Raw genomic sequence first — 24,395 nt, forward strand, 5'->3', positions numbered from 1 at the left:
CGGCCGTTTCGGGGAGCAGCCCTCAGCGGCGGAGCCCCGCCAGCTTGAGCACCGCGCGCTCGTAGGTGGGAACCCGGTAGTACGCGCCGTGGGTGCCGACCTCGACCATGTAGCCGCTGAGGTCCAGCTCTTCGGCGAAGCGGTCGACGCGATTGACGAAGCCCGTGGCGGGATCCGATGGCGACGTGCTCATCGCGGGGTAGCCGAGGTAGTCGGTCAGGCGCCACAGGCTCACCCACGGAACCGCGCACCCGCGCAGGAGGTGCCCGGCGAGCTCCCCGGCGGGTCTGGCCGGGTCGGGCGCCGGCCGGTTCGGGTCGCCGCCCTCGGCGGTGAAGTCGTCCCCCCACGGGTCGGCGGCGAACGGCCGTGGCGCCTGGGATGCGTGGGTGCCCAGCACGTCGGGCCCCAGCAGTTCCGGCAGCAGTCGTCCGAACAGCGGTCTCAGCTGAACGCCGAAGGTGAGCAGCGAGATGCGACGCAGGACCGGGCGCGTCTCGGGTGAACTGGCCAGCAGGCCGAGTGACGACACCGCCAGCACACCGCCCATCGAGTGGGCCGCCAGGACGGCGCGGCGGCCGGGCCGGTCCGACAGCCACGTGAAGAGTCGGCCGGCGAGTTCGGGCACGGCCCGCTGGGAGTAGGGCGGCGGGCCGAACGGGTGCCCGGCGCGCGGGAGATAGCTGACGATGTCCCACACCACGCCGAGTGGGCGCGTGCCTTCGCGCATCGAGCCCCCGGCGAGCATCGCGATCAGGCCGAGACCGACGACCGCGAGGATCGGGAGGGCCAGGTTGAGGATGTTCACCGTGAGCTCCTCGGCGCCGGTGACCGACGTGAGCGTGTTGGCCTCCTCGGAGTACGTCACCCAGCTCCAGACGATCGACCCGACGACGGCGAGGGCCGACGTGATCGCGACGATCGCGACGACGGGTTCGATCAGGTGCAGCCGCGCCGCGTTCACACGCTTGGTGCGGATGCGTGCGAGCAGCGTCGCCGGTGACGGCGGGAGCACGCTCGGGCCCTGCGGGACGATGTCGTCGTCAGGCCCCGCGGGAGCGCCCCATGCCCGCGCGCGGTCCTGCATGTCGCGCGTGCGGACGAACACCGCCACCGCGACGATGAGGGCCGCCGCGAGGACGCCGGCGAGCACGGCCGTGCCGCCCGCGATGTACGAACTCGAGATCAGGAGTCCGTTCTCGGCGGGTTCCTTCTGCCGCACGAGCGTCGCGGCGCCCAGCCCGCCGTTGAGGTAGTCGCCCGCCGTCACGGTCGCGATCGCGCTCACCCCGATGGCCAGCGTCAGCGACACCATCATGAACACGGCGGGCGCGCAGCCGCCCCACGCCGCAGCCCGGCGCGACGCGCGTCCTCGCCAGAACACTCCGCTGAGCGCGATCGCGGTCGCGATCATGATGATGACCAGCGGCGTCGCTCCCGCGCCGTACAGGCGGCTCACGCCGACCTGCGCCTCGTCCGGCGTGGTGGCGATCGCGAGCACGAGCTCCACGCTCGCGAAGACGACGACGGAACCGCCCAGGAACCACGCGCTCAGCGTCGCCGATCGAGGTCTCCGCGGTGCCTCCGGCGCCGAGACCCCGGGAGCAGGAAGGAGGACGGCGAGGACGGTGGTGGCGGCGAGCCCGACCAGCGATGCGGCGGCGAACCAGAAGAAGGTCGCGAACATCCCGTCGCCGAAGGCGTCGCCGACGCAGGCGCCGTACCCGCCCAATCCCTCGCACGCGGTGTACCAGTCGAAGGCCGCGTGGGCGGAAAGGAAGGCCGACGTCAGCAGCAGCGCCGCCGCGAGATGGACGCGCGAGAGGTGTCGCGCCGCCCGGGTGGACCAGAAGTGGGGGTGGGACAGCAGCGCGGACGGCTCGGTCTCCTCGCCGACATCCCGTGGCGCGACGGACCGCGGCAGGCTGAGGGCGTCGCGGCGCATGCCCGGGAGCACGTCGTACCGGACGCGCGCGACCGCCGACATCAGCCACAGCACGCCGACCGCGGCAGCGGGCGCCAGACCCAGGAGCGCGAAGCGGACGCCCACGTCCCACCCCGGCATCGGCGCGAAGAGTCCTTCGAGCGGACCGCACATCGCCGGATTCGCGCCGCACTGCGCGGCGCCGACATCGAGGGCGACGGTGGCCGCGGCGCTGGTGAACAGCAGCGTGAGCATGAGGCCGAACAGCCGCGTCAGGCCGGCCGTGACCCGCGGACGCCGGTCATCGGCCGCGGGGAGCCGCCGCGTCCAGTGCACGGCATTGGCGATGCTGAAGGGGAGCAGGAGCGCATAGACGACGCGCACGGCAGCGCCGGCGACGATGCTCAACGCGCCCGCGTTGCCGACGTCCGGCGTCGTGCGCACCATGCCGCCCCAGGAGTAGGCCTCCCGCAGGATGCCTCTGGGAACGTACCCGCGCCCGCCCTGCTCGATTGCGTCGGCGGCGGACTTCTTCGGCCGCCAGAAGCTGCCGAGCTTGTCGCCGGCGACGAGTTCGACGTCTTCGGGTCGCAGGTCCAGCAGCGCGGGCGCTGTCGTGTTGTTGACGCCGTGCACCCGCAGCTCGAGCACGTCGGGCTCGGCGTCCCCGCCCCGCAGCACGTCCCTCAGACCCATGGCGTCTCCCGTCGTCCCCAGCGCGATTGGGCGCCATGCTAGCCAGCGGGCCGTACGGTGGGAAGATGCCGCTTCACGGAGAGTACAAGCCGTCCACCGCAGAGTGGGCCCGCACGCAGGCCGAGAAGTACGAGGCCTCGGGCGGGGCCGAGGCGAACACGCTGCGGGGAGTGCCGATCATCGTGCTGACGACCGTCGGCGCCAAGACCGGCGCGCTGCGCAAGACGGCGCTCATGCGGGTCGAGCACGACGGCGCGTACGCGGTCGTCGCCTCGAAGGGCGGCGCGCCCGATGAGCCGGTGTGGGCCGAGAACATGCGGCGCCACCCGCACGTCGAGCTGCAGGACGGCGCCGTCAAGCGCGACTACCGCGCCCGCGAGCTCTCGGGGGACGAGCGCTCGCTGTGGTGGGAGCGCGCAGCGGCGGTGTGGCCGGACTACGACGTGTACCAGACGCGCACCGACCGCCTCATCGCGGTGTTCGAACTCGAGCCGATCGAGGCGTAGCCGCCCGGCACGCGGTCGGATCGCCACGCCGCGCGCCGCCTCGATCGGTCGGCGGGAGAACGAGACGGCGAAACCGGCCGCGTCGATCCACCGCAGCCACGGCAGCGCCGCGCGATGGTGCGGACCAGAGCGAGGCTCACGGGCCGGAGGGCGCCGCGCGGGTAGGGTCGATGGCGCATGCATCGCCTCACCGTCGTCATCCTCGCCGCCGTCGACGCCGCCATCGCGGTGGCCGTCGGCGTCGCGGCCGTTCTCGCCCCGCTCACCCTGCTGTGGGTGCTCGGGTTCGGCGGCGCGGCCGACTGGGGTGCGCTGTGGCCGGCGGCGGCGACGATCTGGCAGTTCGGGCACGCGGTGCCCGTCGCGGTGACGCTTCCCGGCGAGTACATCGCCGCCACGGGCATCGACCCGTCCGCGGAGTCGTTCGTGATGTCGCTGCCGCCGCTCGCGTTCGGCGCGTTCACCGCCGTGTTCGCAGCTCGATCGGGCATGCGCTCGTCGCGCGCCGAGGCGTGGCTGACGGGGGTCGTCACGGGCACGGTCGTCTTCGCGGGGCTCGCCGCCCTCGCGGCGCTGACGTCCGCATCGGCCGTCGCCACGACCGAGACCTGGCAGGCGGTGGTGCTGCCGACGCTGTTCTTCGCGCTGCCCGCGGTCGTCGCGGCCGTCGTCACCGAGTGGTCCGAGGCCGGGTCCGGCGGCATCGCGCGGCTGCGGGACCGCGTCGAGGCCTCGCCCGCGTGGGGGCCCGTGCCCGCGCTCACGGCGCGCGCCGGTGCGCTCGCGGTGGCCGGGATCGTGGGGCTGGGCGCGCTCCTGGTCGCCGTCGCGGTCGTCCTCGGCGCCGACGAGATGATCGCGCTGTTCGAGGCCGGACACGTCGACGTCCTCGGGGCCACCGTGATCACGCTCGCGCAGCTGGCGTATCTGCCGACCGTCGTGGTGTGGGGACTCGCATTCGTCGCAGGCCCCGGCTTCTCGCTCGGCACCGGGACGGCATTCTCCGCCGCCGGCACTCAGGCCGGGGTCGTCCCCGGCATCCCGATCCTCGGCGCCGTACCGGAGTCGACGACGCCGTGGCTGCTGCTGCTCGCTCTCGGGCCGGTCGCCGTGGGGGTGCTGGCGGGGTGGATCGCCCGGTCCCGGCTGGTCGCCCTCGGCGCGGACGGCGTCGCTGCGACCCGCGGCGACGCCCCGGAGGACGGCGAACCGGACCCCGCGCTTCCCCGGCTGGCGATCACGGGAGGCATCGCGCTGCTCGCGGTGGGCGCCGCGGCGCTGCTCGCCTGGCTCGCCTCCGGGTCGCTCGGTCCCGGGCGCCTCGCGGAGACCGGCCCGCAGCCGGGACCGGTCGCGCTGGCGGTCGGCCTCGAGATCGCCGTCGGAGCCGGCATCATCCTGCTCTCGCCGCGCCGACGCCGCGCCGACGAACCCCCGGACGCATCCGCCGACGGCGCCGACGAGCCGGTCGCCGAGTCCGGCGACGGAGCGACTCCCGCCGATGAGCACGAGACCGTGCCGCTGCCGTCGATGCCCGCGTCGTGGAAGGGCATCGCCCCGGGCGAGCGAGACTCGCGTGGTTAGACTGTGCGAGTGCTGACTGTCGCCGTCCTCATCTCCGGCACGGGGTCGAATATGCGGGCCCTTCTGGAGGCGGCGGCCGACCCCGGATTCCCGGCGCGCGTCGTGGCGGTGGGCGCCGATCGCGAGGCCGACGGTTTCGCGCACGCCGAGGATTTCGGCATCCCGACATTCCTCGTGCCGTATGGGCAGTTCCCCTCGCGGGAGGCCTGGGGCGAGGAGCTCGCGCGCCAGCTCGACGTCTGGAACCCCGACCTCGTCGTCCTGAGCGGGCTCATGCGGCTGCTGCCGCCGGCGCTCGTCGATGCGCGAGCGCCGCACATCATCAACACGCATCCGGCGTACCTGCCCGAGTTCCCCGGCGCTCACGGCGTGCGCGACGCGCTCGTCGCCGGCGTCTCGCAGACCGGAGCGAGCGTCATCGTCGTCGACGACGGCGTCGACTCCGGTCCGATCCTCGCCCAGGAGCGCGTCCCCGTCCTGCCCTCGGACGACGAGCACACGCTGCACGAGCGCATCAAGCCCGTCGAACGCCGCCTCCTCATCGACGTCGTCCGTCGCATCGCGACCGGCGACATCGACCTCGCCGCCGTCGCGGCGCCGCAGACCACCTGACCCCCCCTCGTCCCACCCCCAAGGAGCTCCGCATGGCCGGCCCGAGCCACGACCCCGCCCTCTACCGCCCGCGCGACGTCGTGCCCATCCGGCGCGCCCTGGTCTCGGTCAGCGACAAGACCGACCTGCTGTCGCTCGCGGCGGCGCTCGCGGGAGCGGGGGTCGAGATCGTGTCCACCGGATCGACCGCCGCGACGATCCGCGACGCCGGGTACGAGGTGACGGATGTGTCGAGCGTGACCGGGTTCCCCGAGAGCCTCGACGGCCGGGTCAAGACGCTGCATCCCGCCGTGCACGCGGGGCTGCTCGCCGACCTGCGCCTCGAGGACCACGAGCGCCAGCTCGCCGAGCTCGGCATCCAGCCGTTCGAACTCGTCGTGGTGAACCTGTACCCGTTCGTCGAGACCGTGCACTCCGGCGCCGAGGGCGACGCGGTCGTCGAACAGATCGACATCGGCGGGCCCGCGATGGTGCGCGCGTCGGCGAAGAACTACGCCAACGTCGCGATCGTCGTCTCGCCCGAGTCCTACCCGGGGGTCATCGAGTCGCTCGGCCAGGGCGGCACGACGCTCGCCCAGCGCCGCGACCTCGCCGCCCGCGCCTTCGCCCACACCTCGCAGTACGACCGTGCGGTCGCGACGTGGTTCGCCGAGGAGACACTCGCTCCCGAGGGCGACCTGCCGCAGCACCTGACGATCAAGGCGGAGCGGCTGGAGGTCCTGCGCTACGGCGAGAACTCGCACCAGCGCGCCGCCATCTACACCACGATCGGCGGACACGGCATCGCCCAGGCCACGCAGCTGCAGGGCAAGGCGATGTCGTACAACAACTACGTCGACGCGGATGCGGCCCTCCGCGCCGCGTTCGACCTGGTCAAGCCGGCCGTCGCGATCATCAAGCACGCCAACCCGTGCGGCATCGCGGTCACCGCCCCGCAGGCGCTCGACCCGATCGCCAGCGCCCACCTGCGCGCCCACGAGTGCGACCCGGTGTCGGCGTTCGGCGGGGTGATCGCCGCCAACCGCACCGTGACGCTGAAGATGGCCGAGAATCTGCGCGACATCTTCACCGAGGTCATCGTGGCGCCCGACTTCGAGCCCGAGGCGCTCGAGGTGTTCAAGCTCAAGAAGAACCTGCGCGTGCTCAAGCTCCCCGAGGACTGGAAGCAGGAGCGCATGGACGTGCGTCTGCTCTCGGGCGGCCTGCTGCTGCAGGACGCCGACCGGTTCCCCGACGACATCGAGTCGGTCGCCAAGGACTGGGAGCTCGTCTCGGGCGAGCGTCCCTCGGACGCCGACATGACCAACCTCATCTTCGCGTGGAAGACGTGCCGTGCGGTCAAGTCGAACGCGATCGTGCTGGCGAAGAACTCGGCCACGGTCGGGATCGGCATGGGACAGGTGAACCGCGTCGATTCGTGCCGCCTCGCGGTCGAGCGCGCCGGTGACCGCGCGGCGGGGTCCGTCGCGGCATCCGACGCGTTCTTCCCGTTCGCCGACGGCCCCGCTGTGCTCATCGAGGGCGGCATCAAGACGATCGTCCAGCCCGGCGGGTCGGTGCGCGACCAGGAGGTCATCGATGCGGCCCGCGAGGCGGGCGTGACGATGTTCTTCACAGGGGAGCGTCACTTCTTCCACTGACCCGGCCCGCGCCGGGGCGCTCTCACGTGCCGGTGCCGCGGTACTCCTCGAGCCAGCGCAGCCACACCTCGCTGACCGTCGGGTACGCCGGGACCGCGTGCCACAGGCGCTCCAGCGGCACCTCGCCGACGATCGCGATCGTCGCGGCGTGGAGGAGCTCGGCGACGTCGGGGCCGGCGAACGTCGCCCCGATGAGGACCCCGCGGTCCTCGTCGACGATCGCGCGAGCGTGGCCGCGGTAGTCGTCGGCGCGTGTGGTGGCGCCGCCGATCCAGCTCAGGTCGTAGTCGAGGATGCGGATGCTGCGGCCCGCGGCCGTCGCGGCATCCGCCGTGAGCCCCACCGTCGCGATTTCGGGATCGGTGAAGACCACCTGGGGGACGGCGCTGTGATCGGCGGTGGCCGCGTACGCGCTCCAGGGGGTGTCGTCGACCGGGATGCCGGCCGCGCGGGCGGCGATGGCGGCGCCCGCGGCGCGCGCCTGGTACTTGCCCTGGTGGGTGGAGAGTGCGCGGTGGTTGACGTCGCCGACGGCGTAGAGCCAGTCGAACCCGCGCACGCGCAGCGTGTCGTCGACGTCGAGCCAGTCGCCCGTGGGAAGGGCCAGCGTCTCGAGCCCCAGATCGCCGGTGCGGGCGATGCGACCGGTCGCGACGAGCACCTCCTCGGCGGTGACCGGGTCGCCCGCGGACAGCTCGAGCGTCGCCCCGGCCGGCGTGCGGCGCGCCGAGAGCACTTCGGTCCCGGTGCGGACGGTGACGCCGGAGCGGCGCAGCGACTCCGTGACGAGTTCGACGGCGAACGGCTCTTGGCCTCGCAGCACGCCGGAGCGGCCGATCACGGTGACCTCGGTGCCGAAGCTCGCGTACGCGGCCGCCATCTCGGTCGCGACGAGCCCGGCTCCGAGGATCGCGAGGCTCCGGGGCGCCGTGCGGGCGCTCGTGGCGTCGCGGCTCGTCCACGGTGCGATGTCGGCGAGCCCGGGGATGTCGGGCAGCAGCGCGGCCGATCCGGTGCAGATCGCCACCGCATGACGAGCGGACACCGGCGTCTCGGCGCCGTCGTCGCCGGCGACGACGATCTGCCGTGGTCCGTCGAACCGCGCGAGACCGCGCAGCAGGGCGATGCCGGTCTTGTCGAGCCATCGCACCTGGGCCGAGTCGTCCCAGCCATGGGCGATGCGGTCGCGCCGCGCGAAGGCGGCGGACGGATCGACGCCGCCGGTGACCGCCTCGCGGGCGCCGCCGACGTCGTGCGCCGCCCGCAGGGCCGACGCGGGCCGCAGCAGCGCCTTGGAGGGCATGCACGCCCAGTACGAGCACTCGCCGCCGACGAGCTCGGCCTCGACGATGAGCGTCGACATGCCGCCTTGCACCGCGGCATCGGCGACGTTCTCGCCCACGGCGCCCGCTCCGATCACGATGACGTCGTACTCGCGCGCGGTCATGCGCCCCAACATAGCGGCGCCCGGGACGCCCGAACCGGGGGTTGACGCGAAGGCCCCGCCTGCTCCGGAGAACAGGCGGGGCCACGGGAGGTGCGGGTCAGACCCGCGCTGCGACCTGCCCGGCGACGCGGCCGGCTGTGCGCAACCGGCGCGCGGCGACGAACAGCCACACGGTGAGTCCCAGTTCGGACAGCATGGAGGGGATGGCGACGACCGCGAGCATGACGCCGGCGATCGCGGCGTAGTCGGCGACCACGAGGTGCAGGGCGGTGTCGGCGATGTAGGCGGCGCCCGCGATCATGAGGCCGATTCCGAGGATCCGCGGAGCCAGGCGCGCCTGGAACAGGATCCAGCCGATCACCAGCAGGTGCGCCCCGAAGGCGATGAGGCCCACGAGCCACGTGATGTCGAACGCCTCGAGCAGCAGGGCGACCAGGCCCGACGAGTCGGAGGCCTCGATGGCACCCGTCGCGAGCTGTCCGGCCAGGTGCAGGAAGGCGACGCCGGCGCCGAGGAGCACCGTGTAGGTCAGTCGCATCCAGGCGGCCAGCAGCGAGCGCATCTCGCCGGTGGGACGGAGGATCACATGCAGCGCCCACGCGATGACGACGTCGATGACGAAGATCGCGGCGAAAGCGAGGGTGGCCAGGCGGAAGGCGCCGGGGTCTGCGGCGATCGCCTCGAGGCTGGCCGTCGCGGAGCCGGCGGTCTTCACCGGCTGCACGACGGTGAAGTTCGCCAGGATCGCCAGGACGAACAGGGCGGCGTAGCCGATGCCGGCCCACAGGGCGGCGGTGGCGCGGCTGGTGTCGGTCGGGGTGGGGTTCGTGAGTGTCATGGTCTTGTCGTTCGGGGTCTGGTGAGCTGTGTCGGGTGCGGTCCGCCGCCGTGCGGTAGGCGAGGGGGCGGTCATGACGCCGCCTCGATCTCGATCGCGGCCTTGCCGGCGATGCGGCCGGCCACGAGGTCGGCGATGGCCTGCGGGGCCTCGGCGAGGGCATAGGTGCGGGTGACGGCGGGGCGCACGCGGCCCGCCTCGACGTGCTCGGCCAGGCGAGCCAGAGATGCCTGGTCCTCCGGCGAGATGAAGAAGGCGAGCTTCTGCTTCGTGAACATCGAGAGCAGGGATGCGCCGATCTGGCGCCCCATGCCTCCGGTCAGCCAGTCGCCGCCCTCGCCGCCCACGATCGCGAGCGTTCCCTCAGGGGCGAGGATGCGTCGCATCCGTCGCACCGGCGTGCTTCCGCCGATGTCGATGATCACATCGAAGATCTCACCGGAGGCCGTGATGTCCTCGGTGCGGTAGTCGACGACGCGCTCGGCGCCCAGGCCGCGCACGAAGTCGGCCTTGGCGGCGCCGGCGACGGCGGTGACGTGCGCGCCGCGGGACGCGGCGAGCTGCACGACGTATGATCCGACGCCGCCGGAGCCGCCGAGCACCAGCACGCGCTCGCCGGCCCGGACGTCGGCGATCTCCTCGACGGCGTGCAGGGCCGTGACACCCGAGACGGCGAGCACGGCCGACTCCGCGGGGGAGAGCCCCGCGGGGGCCGCGGCGAGCTTGTCGGCATCCGCCACGGCGTACTCGGCGTACGAGCCGTTCGTGAAGCCGAACACCTCGTCGCCCGGGGCGAAGCGGTCCACGCCCTCGCCGACGGCGACGACGGTGCCGGCCACGTCGATGCCGCGCACCGGCTGCGAGGGGCGGCGGAACCCGAAGCCCAGCACCCGCACGAGGGCGGGCTTGCCGGTCATCAGGTGCCACACGCCCCGGTCGACGCCGGCGGCGCGGACGCGCAGCAGCACCTGGCCGGCGGCGGGCTCGGGGATCGGCAGGGTCTGGACGGCGAGCACGTCGGCGTCGCCGTAGCTGTCCTGGGCGACCGCGCGCATCGTGCGGGCCGAGGTGGAGACGGTCTGGTCGGTGGTGGTGGTCGTGGCGGTCATGGCATCCTCCCGTGGATTTTGTCGTACTAAGTACGAGTTCTGGCATCACCATAGCCGTACTTAGTACGATGGGTCAAGAACGAAAGAGGGATCCATGTCGAAGAGCACCGCGACGCGCGTCAGGCCGACGCGCGAGCGCATCATGTCCACCGCTGTCGAACTTGCCGATCGCGAGGGCATCGAGGCCCTGACGATCCGCGCGCTGGCGGGCGAGATGGGCGTCGGGCCGATGACGCTGTACCACTACGTGGACGGCAAGGAGACCGTGCTCGACGGCATGGTCGACGCCGTCTTCGCCAAGATCGCGCTCCCCGATCCGGCGCTGCCGTGGCGCGAGACCGTGCGGGCCCGCTGCGTGTCGGCCAAGAGCGTGCTCGTGAAGCATCCGTGGTCGGTGCCGCTGCTGGAATCGCGCACCTCGCCGGGGCCGGCGACCCTCGGGCACCACGAGGCGATGCTCGCATGCTTCTTCGGAGCGGGGATGTCGCTGCAACTGACCGCGCACGCCTACGCCGTGCTCGACAGCTACGTGTACGGGTACGCCATCCAGGAGGCGAGCATGCCGATCCAGGGCGACGACTCGGCCGAGAGGGTCGCCGAGATCTCGTCGGGATTCTCGCCCGGCGAGTACCCGCACCTCGTGCGCTTCGCCGCCGATCACGCGATGCAGCCCGGCTTCGACTTCGGCGCGTCCTTCGAATACGGCCTCGACCTCCTGCTGGACGGGCTGGAGGCGGCGCGACAGGCGGAGGCATCGGCGTAGCGCCGGCGGCTCCGGGGGCTGCCCGGCGGGCGCGCGATCCGCCAGGGCCGTGTCCGATTTCCGCCAGCCGGCGTCCGTGGCGCGTGACAGGGTGGAGTCATGACCCTGGCGATGACCTTCGATGAGCGGTACCGGGCGATCCACGCGCGCGACGCCCGCTTCGACGGCCAGTTCGTGACGGCGGTGCGCTCGACCGGCATCTACTGCCGGCCCAGCTGCCCCGCGCGCACGCCGAAGGAGAGCAACGTCACCTTCTACGCCACATCGGCCGCGGCGCACGAGGCCGGCTACCGCGCGTGCAAGCGGTGCCTCCCCGAGGCGGCACCGGGCTCGCCCGCCTGGAACCTGCGCGGCGACACCACGGCGCGCGCCATGCGGCTCATCGCCGACGGCGTCGTCGAGCGCGAGGGCGTCCCCGGTCTCGCGCGGCGCCTCGGGTACTCGCCGCGTCACCTCACGCGGCTCCTGACGGCCGAACTCGGCGCCGGGCCGCTCGCGCTCAGCCGCGCGCACCGGGCGCACACCGCCCGCATGCTGCTCGTCGGCACCGACCTGCCGGCATCCGACGTCGCCTTCTCGGCCGGGTTCGCCAGCGTCCGCCAGTTCAACGACACGGTGCGCGAGGTCTTCGGGCTGACCCCGCTCGAACTGCGCGCACGCCGGCGCGGCGGCGACGTGCAGGCCGCGGGCGCGATCGACCTCGTGCTGCCGCATCGCGCCCCGTTCGACGCGGCGGGCCTGTTCGCCTGGATGGACGCCCGCGCCGTCCCCGGCGTCGAGGAGTCCGGGCCCGCGTCGTTCTCGCGCACGCTGCGCCTGCCGGGCGGACCCGCCTGGTTCGAGGTGCGCGCCGAGAGCGACCGGATGCGGCTGCGCGCGCACCTGACCCACCTCGGCGACCTGGCGCCGCTCGTCACGCGGGCGCGGCGCCTGTTCGACCTCGACGCCGACCCCGACGCCGTCGACGACGCGCTCGCGCGGCATCCGGAGCTCGCCGCCCGCGTGGCGGCGCTGCCCGGCATCCGCGTGCCCGGAGCGGCGGACCCGCACGAGATGCTCATCCGCGCGATGGTCGGGCAGCAGATCTCCGTCGCCGCGGCGCGCACCGCCCTCACGGGTCTCGCGGACGCGCTGGGGGAGCGGATGCCGCACGCCGGCGGCGAGGCCGTGCTGTTCCCCACGATGGCGGCGATCGCCGAGCGCGGCGCCGAGGTGCTGCGCGGCCCCGCCGCCCGCATCCGCGCGATCACCGGGGCGGCCGGCGCGCTCGCCGCCGGCGACCTCGTGCTGACCCCGGGCGACGACGGCTCCGATCAGCGTGCGGCTCTGCTGGCCATGCCCGGCATCGGGCCGTGGACGGCGGACTACGTGCGGATGCGCGTGCTCGGCGACCCCGACGTGACCCTGCCCGGCGATGTCGCCGTGCGCGCCGGCGCGGCGGCCCTCGGCATCCCGTCGGACCCGAAGGGGTTCGCGGCGTGGGCCGAGCGGCTCGCGCCGTGGCGCAGCTATCTCACCGCGCACCTGTGGCGCGCGGCACCCTCGACCCGGCCCCGGAAGGACCCGTCATGACCGCCATCGTCCAGACCATCGACACCCCCGACGGCGCCTTCACCCTCGTCGCCGACGACGACGGCGCGGTGCTCGCCGCGGGCTGGACCGCCGACGCCGCCGCCGTGCTCGGCCGCATCCGCCCCGCTCTTCGTCCCGCCGAGGTGGCCGAGGGCACGACGGATGCCGCCGGCGCCGTCGCCGCCTACTACGCCGGCGACCTCGACGCGGTCTCGCGCGTCGCGGTGCGCCAGGACGGCACGGCGATGCAGCGTGCCGGGTGGGAGGCGCTGCGCGGCATCGAGCCCGGACGCCCGCTGACGTACGCCGAATTCGCCGCGGAGCTCGGATCGCCCTCGGCCGTGCGCGCCGCGGCGTCGATCTGCGCGCGCAACGCCCCCGCGCTCTTCGTCCCGTGCCACCGCGTGCTGCGCACCGGCGGCGGGCTCGGCGGATTCGCGTGGGGGATCGAGGTCAAGCGCAGCCTCCTCGCGCGCGAAGCGGCGTGAACCGCTCGGCGCGCGAAGCGGCGTGAGCCGCCCGGGCGCGCCCGCGTCGGATAGCGCTTGCACTCAGCTGTCTCTCAGCCATATGCTGGAGGGCTGTCGCGATCGCGACGCATCCGCTCAACCTGGGAGGTAGACATGTACATCGTCGCCACTGCCGCGAAGACCACGTTCCTCCCCGCCGCCTTCGGGGGCGCCGCCGGGGTCGAGCGCCTTCGCATTCAGGGGTAGTCGCTCCCCGTCCCCGGGTCGCCCCGGGCATCCGTCTTCCGGCATATCGCCGTCCCTCGGAGCGTTCCTCCCCACAAGGAGAATCCACGCTCCGGCGCGCTGCGCGCACCCTCCTGGCCCGATCCGGGCCGTTCGCTCCACCCTCCCCACAAGGATCATGACCACCACCGCTGAACCGCAACGGTCCGAGTTGTCCACCCTCCGCGCCCTCGCGCGGCTTCTTCCGTTCGCCCGCCCGGTCCTGCCGCGCCTGATGCTCGGCGCCGGCAGCGCGCTCGCCGCGAGCCTGCTCGCGCTGTCGATCCCGCTCGTGCTCGAGGTCGTCGTCGGCGGCCCCATCGCCTCCGGCGACATCGCCCAGATCGCGTTGGGCGCCGCCGCCGTCCTGGGGCTGGGCCTCGCCGAAGCCCTCATGGTGTGGCTGCGCCGCTGGTTCATCCTGGGACCGGCCACGCGCGTCGAGTACGAGCTGCGCCAGGGCTTCTACTCGAGGCTCCAGCGCCTGCCCGTCGCGTTCCACGACCGCTGGCAGTCCGGGCAGCTGCTCAGCCGCATGATGCAGGACATCAGCATGCTGCGCCGCTGGCTCGCATTCGGCCTCGTGCTGCTCGTGGTGAACGTCCTGACGATCGCCGTGGGCACGGTGCTGCTCTTCCGCTGGCACTGGCTGCTGGGCACGGTGTTCCTCATCACGTCGGCGCCGCTGTGGTACGCGGGCTACCGGTTCGAGAAGACGTACGGCACGCTCGCCCGCCGCAGCCAGGACCAGGCCGGCGACCTCGCGACCGCCGTCGAGGAGAGCGTCCACGGCATCCGCGTGCTCAAGGCCTTCGGCCGCGGCAAGCACGCGCTGCTGAAGTTCGCCCGCCAGGCCGAGACGCTGCGCGAGACCGAGCTCGGCAAGGCCCGCGCCGTCGGCTGGATCTGGTTCTGGCTCGTGCTGCTGCCCGACATCGCGTTCGCGCTGTGCCTCGGAGCGGGGATCTACCTCGTCCAGCTCGGCCAGCTGCAGACCAGCGAGCTCGTGGCGTTCTTCGCCATGGCGACCGTGCTGCGCTGGCCGATGGAGTCGATCGGATTCCTGTTCTCGTTCATGCTCGATGCCCGCACCGCGACCGATCGCCTCTTCGAGGTGTTCGACGAGGAGAACACGATCACGGATGCCGATGACGTGCACACCGTCGACGACGTGCGCGGCGAGCTGGCGTTCGAGGACGCGCACTTCCGCTACCAGGACGCCGCGGCATCCGAACGCGATCTGCTCGACGGCATCGACCTCGTGCTCCGGCCGGGCGAGACCATGGCGCTCGTCGGCCTGACCGGGTCGGGCAAGACGACCCTCACGACCCTGCCGACGCGGCTGTACGACGTCACCGCCGGGCGCGTCACGCTCGACGGCGTCGACGTGCGCGATCTGACGCTCGAGGAGCTGCGCCGGCACATCGGCATGGCCTTCGAGGACGCGACGCTGTTCTCGCAGACCATCCGCGACAACGTGCTCCTCGGGCGCGAGGACCTCGCACCGGGATCGGCCGAGGCCGAACGCGTGCTGCGCGAAGCGCTCGCGGTCGCGCAGGCCGGGTTCGTCGACGAGCTGCCGCAGGGCGTCGACACGATCATCGGCGAAGAGGGCCTGTCGCTCTCGGGCGGCCAGCGCCAGCGCCTCGCGCTCGCGCGCGCCGTCGCGGCGCGACCGGCGGTGCTCGTGCTCGACGACCCGCTGTCGGCGCTCGACGTCGACACCGAGGCGCTCGTCGAGGATGCGCTGCGGCAGGTGCTGTCGGACACGACGGCTCTGGTGGTCGCGCACCGGCCCTCGACCGTGATGCTCGCCGACCGTGTCGCGCTCCTCGAGCGCGGCCGCATCACCGCGGTGGGCACGCACTCCGAGCTGCTGCACTCCAGCGAGCACTACCGGCACGTGATCTCGAGCCTCGAGGACGCCGAGGCCGAGCAGCGCGAGAGAGAACTCGACCAGCGACAGAAGGAGGTGGCCCTGTGAGCACCGCATCCGTCACCGGAACCAGCGGCGAGGACCGCTCCGACTACACCCGCGAGGAGAGCCGCGCGATCCGCCGACGCTCGCTGCGCCTGCTGGGATCGCTCGTGTCGCCGCTGCGGTGGCAGCTCGTGCTGGCCGCCGCCGTGCTCGTGGTGTCGACGGCGTTCCGCGTCGCCGGCCCCGCGCTGATCGCGTACGGCATCGACAACGCCCTGCCGGCTGTCATCGACCGCCTCGACTGGATGCCGGCGATCGGCGTCGTGGTCGTCTACCTCGTCACCGCGATCGGCGGCGCGGGCCTCATCGGCTGGTACGTCGTCGTCTCGGCGCGCCTGACGCAGGCGGTGATGCTGGATCTGCGCAAGCGCATCTTCCTGCACACCCAGCGGCTGAGCCTGGAGTTCCACGAGTCCTACACGTCGGGCCGCATCATCTCGCGCCAGACCAGTGACCTGGACTCGATCCGAGAGCTGCTCGACGGCGGGCTCAACGAGCTCGTCACCGGCATCCTCTACGGCGTCTTCACGCTGGTCGCACTGCTGCTGATCGACTGGCAGTCGGGGCTGATCCTCGTGGCGATGGGCGTCCCGCTGTTCCTGCTGATGCGGTGGTTCTACACGCGCTCCCAGGTGGTCTACCGCGAGTCGCGCGTCATCAGCGCGCAGGTGATCGTGAAGTTCGTCGAGACGATGACCGGCATCCGCGCCGTCAAGGCGTTCCGCAAGGAGCCGCGCAACGACGACGAGTTCGGCAAGCTCGCCAGCGACTACCGCGACGTCAACATGCGCTCGATCCGCCTGTTCGGCACGTTCGAGCCGGCTCTCATGGCCGTGGCGTCGACCTCGATCGCGCTCGTGCTGCTCTGGGGCGGCATCCGCGTCGTCGGAGGCGGCATCGAGGTCGGCATCCTGCTGGCCGCGGTGCTGTACATCCGCAACTTCTTCTCGCCGCTGCAGGAGGTCGCGTTCTTCCTGAACTCGTACCAGTCGGCAACGGCCGCGCTCGAGAAGGTCTCGGGCGTGCTCGAGGAGGAGCCCACGGTTCCCGACCCGGTGAACCCGGTCGACCTGTGGACCGCGCGCGGCGGCATCCGCTTCGAGGACGTCACGTTCGGGTACTCCGACGCGAAGGTGATCCTGCCGGACTTCTCGCTCGACATCCCGGCCGGGCAGACGATCGCGCTGGTCGGCACCACCGGGGCCGGCAAGTCGACGCTCGCCAAGCTCGTGTCGCGGTTCTACGACCCGACACGGGGCCGCGTGTCGCTCGACGGCGTCGATCTGCGCTCGATGCACCCGAAGGACCTGCGCCGCGCGATCGTCATGGTCACGCAGGAGGCGTACCTGTTCAGCGGGACCGTCGCCGACAACATCGCGCTCGGCAAGCCCGACGCGACGCTTGCGGAGATCCAGGCCGCGGCCCGCGCGGTGGGGGCGCACGAGTTCATCGAGGCGCTGCCCGACGGGTACGGCACCGACGTGAACAAGCGCGGCGGGCGCGTGTCGGCGGGGCAGCGGCAGCTGATCTCGTTCGCGCGCGCGTTCCTGGCGAACCCGGCGGTGCTGATCCTCGACGAGGCGACGGCGTCGCTCGACATCCCGAGCGAGCGCCTCATCCAGGACGCGCTGCAGACGCTGCTGGCCGACCGGACGGCGATCATCATCGCGCACCGCCTGTCGACGGTCGCGATCGCCGACCGCGTGCTCGTGATGGAGCACGGCCGCATCATCGAGGACGACGCCCCCGCCGAGCTCATCGGCGGCGACGGCAAGTTCGCGAAGCTGCACGCCGCGTGGCAGGAGTCGCTGGTCTGAACGCTCCGGATGCCGGGCCCCCGCCGTCCGCGGGGCCCGGCATCCGGTGTGTTTGCGTGGATCCGAAATTCGGATCGCCGCGCGCATTTCGGACGTCGCTGGGTCCGCAGTCCGAATTGCGTGCGTGAGTCCGAAATTCGGAGTCCGGGCCTGGCCGTCAGCGCGCGAGATGCGCGCCCGAGGCGACGGAACGCGCGATCGTGCGCTCGACGGAATCCCAGTCGTGGACGACCTGGGCGTACGTGAACCGCAGGACCGTGTAGCCGCGGAGCGTGAGCTCGGCATCGAACGCCACGTCCTTCGTCCGCTGAGCGGACGACGAGTGGAACTCGTGCCCATCGACTTGCACGACGAGCCGCTCGCCGATGAGCAGATCCACCGGCCTGCCGCCGATCTCCACCTGCTGGACGACGGGTAGCCCGAGGGCGGTGAGCCGGACGCACGCAATGGTCTCGAGGCCCGAATCGGACTGGTCGGAGGCGCGTTCCGCGCACGCCCGGGCGCGCGTGTGCGGCCACTGCACGCGCCGTAGGGCGTCGAGGGCGATTCCCTCGATCTTGACGGCCGAGTTCCAGAGCACCTGCGCGCCCTCAGGGTCCAGGCAGACCGCGATGTGGGAGAGCGCGTCCTCGGTCGACTCGGTGAGCGCGTAGCCCGGCGCCGGGGCGATGCGGCGAGTCCAATGCACCGTGACCTCGTCCGACACCGGGGACGCGCCATGCGGTGCGATTCGGAGGTGAGTGTCGACCGGTGCGGTCTCGGGCACCCACCACCCGCGGCGGCGGGCGAGGGAGACGCACGTCAGGCTTGCGCCGTTGATCGCGGCCGTCCGCAGATCGGCGGGGGCATTCGCGGTGGCGAGCCAATCCCGGCGGACGCGCTCCAGAGCGCCGTGACGAACCGCCGAGCGCTGCAGCGCGACCGTATAGCCCACGCGTTCAGCCGCGCGGCGGTGGACGATCCCGCCCGATTGGATGACCCACGACGCGAGCGCCAGGACAGGGTCGGCGGGCGGGTCCTCGAGCGGGTGCTGTGTCATGCCGCGATCCTGTGGGCGAGCCGGTGGGGAGGACGCAGCTCGCGTCGTTCTGTGGGGAGGTGACGGCTCTGCGCGACGGGGGAGGGGACGATGAGGCGCACGCGTCAGCATCCGAAATTCGGAGCGTCGCGCGATTCTCGGACGAACAGCGACGAGAGCTCCGAATTCGGGGCCGAAGTCCGAATTTCGGAGCGTCGCGGGTGCCAGGGGGAGGCGCCTAGAGGGGGAGGGGGATGGTGGCCTACAGCCGGATCTCGGCGACGACCTCGCCGTACTCGGTCTCGCCGACGACGGTGAAGCCGACGCGCTCGAAGAAGGCCTCGGGGCCGCCCTCGCCGGCCTCGTAGATGACGCTGACGTGGTCCATGCCGCGCCCCCGCGCCTCGTCGATCAGCTTCTCGACGGCGAAGCGGCCGACGCCTCGGCCCTGCTCGCCGGCGTCGACGTTGATGCGCCACAGCACCGACTGGAAGTGCGACTGGGGGAATTCGGGGTCGAAGTTGGCGCTGACGAACCCGACGACCTCATCGTCGTCGAGCACCACGCGCTGCCACGAGGTCTGCGGGTTCACGACGGTCGCGGCGATGCCGTAGCTGACCGGGGAGAGGAACTCCTCCTGCCCGGGCTTGAGGGACATGTTGTTGACCGCCACGATGGTCCCGGCGGAGAGTTCCTCGAGTCGCAGTTCGCCCATACCGGACAGGCTAACGCGTCCGGATGCCGCCGACACACGGGTCGACACATGTTTCACTCGTGCGTCACCAGCTGAACTATCTCGACGTCAAGATAGTTCACCACCTCGTGCGATAGGCTGATCGCCGTCCCCGAACGAAAGATGCAGTGGTGACCGATTCGACGATCATCTACACGTACACCGATGAGGCTCCCGCACTGGCGACCGCCTCGTTCCTTCCCATCGTCCAGGCCGTCACCGGTGTCGCCGGCGTCGACATCGAGACGCGCGACATCTCGCTCGCGGGCCGCATTCTCGCGGCCTTCCCGCAGAACCTGACCGAGGAGCAGCACGTCAGTGACGCCCTCGCCCAGCTCGGCGGTCTCGCGACGCTGCCCGAGGCGAACATCATCAAGCTCCCGAACATCTCGGCCTCGATCCCGCAGCTGAAGGCCGCGATCGCCGAGCTTCAGGCGCAGGGCTACGACATCCCCGACTACCCGGACGAGCCGGCGAGCGTCGAGGAGAAGGACGTCCGCGCACGCTACGACCGCATCAAGGGCTCCGCCGTGAACCCGGTGCTGCGCGAGGGCAACAGCGACCGCCGTGCGCCGCTGTCGGTGAAGAACTACGCGCGCAAGCACCCGCACCGCAACAAGGCGTTCGCGGAGGGCTCGCAGACCCGCGTCGCGACCATGGGCCACGACGACTTCAAGAGCAACGAGAAGTCGTGGATCGCCGCCCACGACGACGTGCTGACCATCCGGCACATCGCCGAGGACGGCACCGTCACGGTGCTCAAGGACAACCTCAAGGTCCTGCCGCGCGAGATCATCGACGCGACGTTCCTGTCGGCCGCGGCGCTGGACGCGTTCCTCGCCGAGACGCTCGAGACGGCCAAGGCCGACGACGTGCTGTACTCGGTGCACCTGAAGGCCACGATGATGAAGGTCAGCGACCCGATCATCTTCGGCCACGTCGTCAAGGCGTTCTTCGCCGACGTGTTCGCGCAGTACGGCGACAAGCTCGCCGCCGCGGGCCTCACCCCGAACAACGGGCTCGGCTCGATCCTGTCGGGCCTGGCCGCGGTCGAAGGCGGCGACGAGATCGCCGCGGCGATCACGGCGAAGCTCGCCGAGGGCCCGCGCCTGTCGTACGTGAACTCCGACAAGGGCATCACGAACCTGCACGTCCCGTCGGACGTCATCGTGGATGCCTCGATGCCGGCGCTCATCCGCAACGGCGGCAAGATGTGGGGCGTCGACGGCGGCGAGGACGACACCCTCGCGGTCATCCCCGACTCGTCGTACGCCGGCGTCTACCAGGCCGTGATCGACGACGTCATCGCCAACGGCCCGCTGGACCCGGCGACCATCGGCACCGTGCCGAACGTCGGCCTCATGGCGCAGGCCGCCGAGGAGTACGGCAGCCACGACAAGACGTTCGAGATCGCCGCGCCCGGGCGCGTTCAGATCCTCGACGGCTCCGGCGAGGTGGTCATCGAGCACACCGTCGGCACCGGCGACATCTGGCGCGCGACGCAGACCAAGCACATCCCGGTCATCGACTGGGTCAAGCTCGCGGTCACCCGCGCCAAGGCGACCGGGGTTCCCGCGGTGTTCTGGCTCGATGTCAACCGCGCCCACGACGCGCAGCTGATCGCGAAGGTCCACCAGGCCCTCGCGCTGCTGGACACGACGGGCGTGCAGATCACGATCCTCGCCCCGGCCGAGGCGACGCGCTACACGCTGGCGCGCATGCGCCACGGCCTGGACACCATCTCGGTGACCGGCAACGTGCTGCGCGACTACCTCACCGACCTGTTCCCGATCCTCGAGGTCGGCACGAGCGCCAAGATGCTCTCGATCGTGCCGCTGCTCGCCGGCGGCGGACTGTTCGAGACGGGTGCGGGCGGCTCCGCCCCCAAGCACGTCCAGCAGCTCGTCGCCGAGGACTACCTGCGCTGGGACTCGCTGGGCGAGTTCTTCGCGCTGGCGGCCTCGCTCGAGCACTATGCGACCTACACCGGCAACGCGAAGGCGCAGGTCCTCGCCGACACGCTGGATGCCGCGACGGGCACGTTCCTCGAGAACGACAAGTCGCCCGGCCGCGCGCTTGGCACGATCGACAACCGAGGCAGCCACTTCTACCTCGGCCTGTACTGGGCGCAGGAGCTGGCGAAGCAGACCGCGGACGCCGAACTCGCCGCCGCCTTCGCCCCCGTCGCCGAGGCCCTCGCGGCGAACGAGGAGACGATCGTGGGCGAGCTGAACGCGGTCCAGGGCAAGGCCGTCGAGATCGGCGGCTACTACCGCCCCGACCCCGCGCTCGTCGCGGGCGTCATGCGGCCCTCGGCCACCCTCAACGGGATCATCGACGCGCTCGGCGCCTGACGCGCCGACGAGAAGGGAGCGGATGCCTCAGCCGAGGCATCCGCTCCCTTTCGCATGTCGGACGGCGCGCAGCGGCCGTCCGGGCGCGGGTCAGTAGTGGACCGACACCTCGGTGCCGATGGGGGCCCAGTCGTACACGAACTTCGCGACGTTGATGGGCATGTTCACGCAGCCGTGGCTCATCTGGTTGCCGAAGTTGTTGTGCCAGTAGGCGCCGTGGAAGGCGATGTCCGGGGCGAACCACGTCAGCCACGGCACGTCCTCGGTGCAGTAGCTGTCGGTGCGGGTCGGGTCGTAGCAGAGCGCGCCGAGGTCCTGGATGGCCGTGTGGGCGAAGACGCGGAAGTTGCCGGTCGGCGTCGGCGTCGCGGGCAGGCCCGACGAGATCGCCCAGGAGCGGTACACCTTGCCGTTCTGGTACAGCGTGGTCGTCTGCGTGCTCAGGTTCACGTCGATGCGACGGGACGTCGCGATCGTCTCGTAGTCGGTCACGTTCACCGGCAGCTTGAACTTGGCCTTGCCCGTCGCCAGCTGCGCGGCGTAGTCCGACGCGACCGACGCGGTGCTGCCGAGCTCGCGCCCGGCGACGCCGGCGACGTTCGTCTGCAGCACGGCGCCGCCGGAGTCCGTGATGACCTTCGCGTCGACGGCATCACGGTTGATCTTGTCGGGGAGCGTGTCGACGACCTCCTGGATCGCCGCCTCATCGGCCGAGATCTCGAATCCGCCGTCGGCGGTCTGCGCGACCGTGAGCCAGGATGCCGCCGTCGCCGGCGACACCTTGACTGCGCGCTGGTCGCCGACGTAGAACCCCGCGTGCTCGAGGATGTTGTTGAGCGTGTCGGCCGTCGACGTGGCGCTCTCGGTGGTGACCGTGGGTGCGATCGCCGCCGGCGCGGGGGTCAGCTCGACGCGTGGGCTGCCCTCGGCGAACGCGTCCTGAAGGGCGACGCGGATCGACTCGACGTCGACGCCCGCGCCCTCCTCGGCGGCGGTCCAGACGTAGCGGACCTGCTGTGAGTCGTAGGCCAGCGTCGCGTCGACGGGGTCGACGTAGAGGTCGGGTGCCGCGGCCCGCAGGGCGGCCTCTGCCGTGGCCTCGTCGATGGTGACCTCGACGTCGGCTGGCTCGGTGAACCACTGCGAGACGTTCCACATCGGCCGCTCGGCGAAGGCGTCCTCGGCCAGGGTGCGCGAATCGACCGTCGCGCCGAGGTCGGCGGCCGTCAGCTCGACGTCGCCTCCCTCCCCGGTGAGCACGACCACGGTGCCGGCGAAGCTCTGGTCGATCGCGTCGGCCGCGGCGCCGGCGGTCATGCCGCCGATCGGGACTCCGGCGACGGTGGTGCCCGGCGCGATGAGGACGAGGGACGAGACGACGAGGCCGATCACGGCTGCGCCGGCGGCGATGCCGATCCACAGGCCGGTGCGTCGGCGGCGGGGTGCGGGCTCAGCCGGCGCCCAGGCGTACGTGGGAGCATCGGGACCGCCCCCGTCGGGGGCGTCCGCCGCGTCCTGCACGGCGTCGTCGGACTGCGCGTCGTCTGCGCTCGACCTGGTCGCCAGATCCGTCACGCCACCACCCCCCGAAAATGCGATAAGCGTCCCGTCTATGGTAAGGGACGCCCGCGTGCGCCAGGGGATGCGTTGCGGCGGGCCTGCGGCGGCGTCGCCGGAGGCCGACGCGCGCTGACGGACGGCGCATGTCCGCCGGCGTGTCCGCGCGGTCCCGGCGGGTCGATCCGCGATCGACCACGCTCGTGCACCGCAATGTAACGGTTTTGTAAATGAGCCGTGCAAATTGCCGAAAAGGGTTGCGCGGGCTTTGTTCGTAAGGTCTACTAACAAACATGTCTGCATCGGAAGTGCAGCGCGGCTCTTCCACCACAACCGAGCCGCCGCACACTCAGAGCCCTGGCGCACCGCGTTCGTTCGGTCGCGTGAAGGCGGTTCGCCACGGCGCGAAGGTCCTGCCCGAGCACGCCCGCGCCCACAACCGCTCGCTCGTGCTGCAGACCCTGTTCCACCAGGGCGCCATGAGCCGCGCGGACATCTCCCGTGAGACGGGGCTGACCCGCGTGACGATCTCGGACCTCGTCGCCGAGCTCATCGCCGACGGCTTCATCGCCGAGAAGGGCGTGCGCGAGGCATCCGGTCCCGGAAAGCCCGCGATCCTGGTCGACCTCGACCGTGACGGCCACCGCATCGTCGGGATCGACCTCTCGGGCAGCGAGTCGTTCATCGGCGCCGTGCTCACCCTCGACGGCGACATCGTGGTGCGGCGCGAGGTCGCCGCACCCGCCACCGAGGACGTCGTCGCGACGGTCGTCGCCCTCGCCCGCGACCTCGTCGCGGATTCGCACGCACCGGTCCTCGGCATCGGCGTCGGCACGCCCGGCGTCGTCGACGACCGGGGCGTCATCCTCACCGCCCCCAACTTCGGCTGGGCCGGCTTCGACCTCGAGAGCGCGCTCGAAGACGCGCTCGGTCTTCCCGTCCTCGTCGCCAACGACGCCAACGCGGCGGTGCTCGCGGAGTACACCTTCGGCGGCGCGGGCGACGACGTGATCCTCGTCAAGGTCGGCCGCGGTGTCGGCTCGGGTCTGCTCGCCGCCGGCCAGCCGCTGCGCGGCAGCCGCTTCGCCGCGGGCGAGATCGGGCACGTCACGGTCGGCACCGACGGCGGGCCCGTCTGCGTCTGCGGCAAGGTCGGATGCCTCGAGGCCTGGCTCTCGGTCCCCGCGCTCACGGCGCGCCTGGACGCCGTCGCCGACCGCGACGGCATCCTCCGCGACGCGGGGGAGCGGCTGGGCATCGCCCTCGCGCCCGTCGTCGGCGCCCTCGACCTGTCGGAGGTCGTCCTCTCCGGCCCCGAAGAACTCCTCGACGGCCCGCTCGCGCAGCAGGCGGTCGAGACTCTCCGCGCACGAACGCTCGCGCAGTTCCACGACGGCGTGCGGGTGCGGATGACGGCGCAAGGCCAGGACATCGTCCTGCGCGGCGCGGCCGTCATGGTCCTGTCAGGACAGCTCGGGGTGTCGTAGGCATCCCACCAATTCCCCCCCCG

The 24,395-nt window shown here is 72.0% G+C and carries 18 protein-coding genes; 11 read left to right on the plus strand and 7 right to left on the minus strand.

Translation table 11 applies throughout. The features are described from left to right. Positions 1-22 precede the first annotated feature (22 nt). The gene (locus HD594_RS07470; RefSeq protein WP_184750341.1) at positions 23-2,620 is read right to left on the minus strand and encodes a hypothetical protein; all 2,598 of its coding nucleotides are present in this window, start codon (positions 2,618-2,620) and stop codon (positions 23-25) included. Between the two features lie 65 nt (positions 2,621-2,685). Between HD594_RS07470 and HD594_RS07475 the strand changes: the two genes are divergently transcribed. From HD594_RS07475 to purH, 4 genes are all read left to right on the plus strand, one after another. Beyond that, positions 2,686-3,126 carry a nitroreductase family deazaflavin-dependent oxidoreductase gene (locus HD594_RS07475; RefSeq protein ID WP_184750342.1) on the plus strand — a complete coding sequence of 147 codons (441 nt, stop codon included), beginning with the start codon at positions 2,686-2,688 and terminating at the stop codon, positions 3,124-3,126. A 177-nt stretch (positions 3,127-3,303) separates the two neighbouring features. Further along, a complete protein-coding gene (locus HD594_RS07480; RefSeq protein ID WP_184750343.1) occupies positions 3,304-4,710 on the plus strand; it encodes a cell division protein PerM in 1,407 nt (468 codons plus the stop codon). Positions 4,711-4,719: 9 nt separating this feature from the next. Continuing rightward, positions 4,720-5,322 carry a phosphoribosylglycinamide formyltransferase gene (gene purN, locus HD594_RS07485; protein ID WP_184750344.1) on the plus strand — a complete coding sequence of 201 codons (603 nt, stop codon included), beginning with the start codon at positions 4,720-4,722 and terminating at the stop codon, positions 5,320-5,322. Positions 5,323-5,354: 32 nt separating this feature from the next. Continuing rightward, positions 5,355-6,962, plus strand: a complete 1,608-nt coding sequence (gene purH, locus HD594_RS07490) for a bifunctional phosphoribosylaminoimidazolecarboxamide formyltransferase/IMP cyclohydrolase (RefSeq protein ID WP_184750345.1) — start codon at positions 5,355-5,357, stop codon at positions 6,960-6,962. A gap of 22 nt (positions 6,963-6,984) precedes the next feature. On the opposite strand, the gene HD594_RS07495 is transcribed toward purH, so the two are convergent. The 3 genes from HD594_RS07495 to HD594_RS07505 form a co-directional block, all read right to left on the minus strand. Further along, complete coding sequence (locus HD594_RS07495) at positions 6,985-8,409, minus strand: dihydrolipoyl dehydrogenase family protein (protein ID WP_184750346.1); 1,425 nt, start codon at positions 8,407-8,409, stop codon at positions 6,985-6,987. Between the two features lie 97 nt (positions 8,410-8,506). Further along, positions 8,507-9,247 carry a DUF4386 domain-containing protein gene (locus HD594_RS07500; RefSeq protein ID WP_184750347.1) on the minus strand — a complete coding sequence of 247 codons (741 nt, stop codon included), beginning with the start codon at positions 9,245-9,247 and terminating at the stop codon, positions 8,507-8,509. Positions 9,248-9,318: 71 nt separating this feature from the next. After that, positions 9,319-10,356, minus strand: coding sequence for an NAD(P)-dependent alcohol dehydrogenase (locus HD594_RS07505; RefSeq protein ID WP_246413919.1), 1,038 nt, complete (start codon positions 10,354-10,356; stop codon positions 9,319-9,321). Between the two features lie 94 nt (positions 10,357-10,450). Here HD594_RS07505 and HD594_RS07510 point away from each other — a divergent pair, with 94 nt between their 5' ends. The 5 genes from HD594_RS07510 (at position 10,451) to HD594_RS07530 (ending at position 17,223) form a co-directional block, all read left to right on the plus strand. Next, a complete protein-coding gene (locus HD594_RS07510; RefSeq protein ID WP_184750348.1) occupies positions 10,451-11,119 on the plus strand; it encodes a TetR/AcrR family transcriptional regulator in 669 nt (222 codons plus the stop codon). A gap of 99 nt (positions 11,120-11,218) precedes the next feature. Next, the gene (locus tag HD594_RS07515; RefSeq protein ID WP_184750349.1) at positions 11,219-12,691 is read left to right on the plus strand and encodes a DNA-3-methyladenine glycosylase 2 family protein; all 1,473 of its coding nucleotides are present in this window, start codon (positions 11,219-11,221) and stop codon (positions 12,689-12,691) included. Then, positions 12,688-13,179, plus strand: a complete 492-nt coding sequence (locus tag HD594_RS07520) for a methylated-DNA--[protein]-cysteine S-methyltransferase (RefSeq protein ID WP_184750350.1) — start codon at positions 12,688-12,690, stop codon at positions 13,177-13,179. Before HD594_RS07515 ends, HD594_RS07520 begins: the two co-directional genes overlap by 4 nt. Positions 13,180-13,564: 385 nt before the next feature. Beyond that, positions 13,565-15,409 carry an ABC transporter ATP-binding protein gene (locus tag HD594_RS07525; protein WP_184750351.1) on the plus strand — a complete coding sequence of 615 codons (1,845 nt, stop codon included), beginning with the start codon at positions 13,565-13,567 and terminating at the stop codon, positions 15,407-15,409. After that, entirely contained in the window at positions 15,406-17,223 is a 1,818-nt protein-coding gene (locus HD594_RS07530) for an ABC transporter ATP-binding protein (protein ID WP_184750352.1), read from the plus strand. Before HD594_RS07525 ends, HD594_RS07530 begins: the two co-directional genes overlap by 4 nt. Before the next feature lie 157 nt (positions 17,224-17,380). Here the strand turns inward: HD594_RS07530 and HD594_RS07535 are convergent, their stop codons facing one another. Together HD594_RS07535 and HD594_RS07540 are read right to left on the minus strand one after the other, a co-directional pair. After that, entirely contained in the window at positions 17,381-18,262 is an 882-nt protein-coding gene (locus tag HD594_RS07535; protein ID WP_221446578.1) for an endonuclease domain-containing protein, read from the minus strand. Positions 18,263-18,503: 241 nt separating this feature from the next. Further along, a complete protein-coding gene (locus HD594_RS07540; RefSeq protein ID WP_184750353.1) occupies positions 18,504-18,956 on the minus strand; it encodes a GNAT family N-acetyltransferase in 453 nt (150 codons plus the stop codon). A gap of 149 nt (positions 18,957-19,105) precedes the next feature. Between HD594_RS07540 and HD594_RS07545 the strand changes: the two genes are divergently transcribed. Then, complete coding sequence (locus tag HD594_RS07545; RefSeq protein ID WP_184750354.1) at positions 19,106-21,328, plus strand: NADP-dependent isocitrate dehydrogenase; 2,223 nt, start codon at positions 19,106-19,108, stop codon at positions 21,326-21,328. Positions 21,329-21,418: 90 nt separating this feature from the next. On the opposite strand, the gene HD594_RS07550 is transcribed toward HD594_RS07545, so the two are convergent. After that, entirely contained in the window at positions 21,419-22,903 is a 1,485-nt protein-coding gene (locus HD594_RS07550; protein WP_184750355.1) for a L,D-transpeptidase family protein, read from the minus strand. A 275-nt stretch (positions 22,904-23,178) separates the two neighbouring features. On the opposite strand from HD594_RS07550, the gene HD594_RS07555 reads away from it, so the two are divergent. Continuing rightward, positions 23,179-24,372: an ROK family transcriptional regulator gene (locus HD594_RS07555; RefSeq protein ID WP_184750356.1), complete on the plus strand. Its 1,194-nt coding sequence runs from the start codon at positions 23,179-23,181 to the stop codon at positions 24,370-24,372. Positions 24,373-24,395 lie beyond the last annotated feature (23 nt).

The sequence above is a fragment of the Microbacterium thalassium genome (genome assembly GCF_014208045.1).
In the GTDB taxonomy this organism is placed as follows: domain Bacteria; phylum Actinomycetota; class Actinomycetes; order Actinomycetales; family Microbacteriaceae; genus Microbacterium; species Microbacterium thalassium.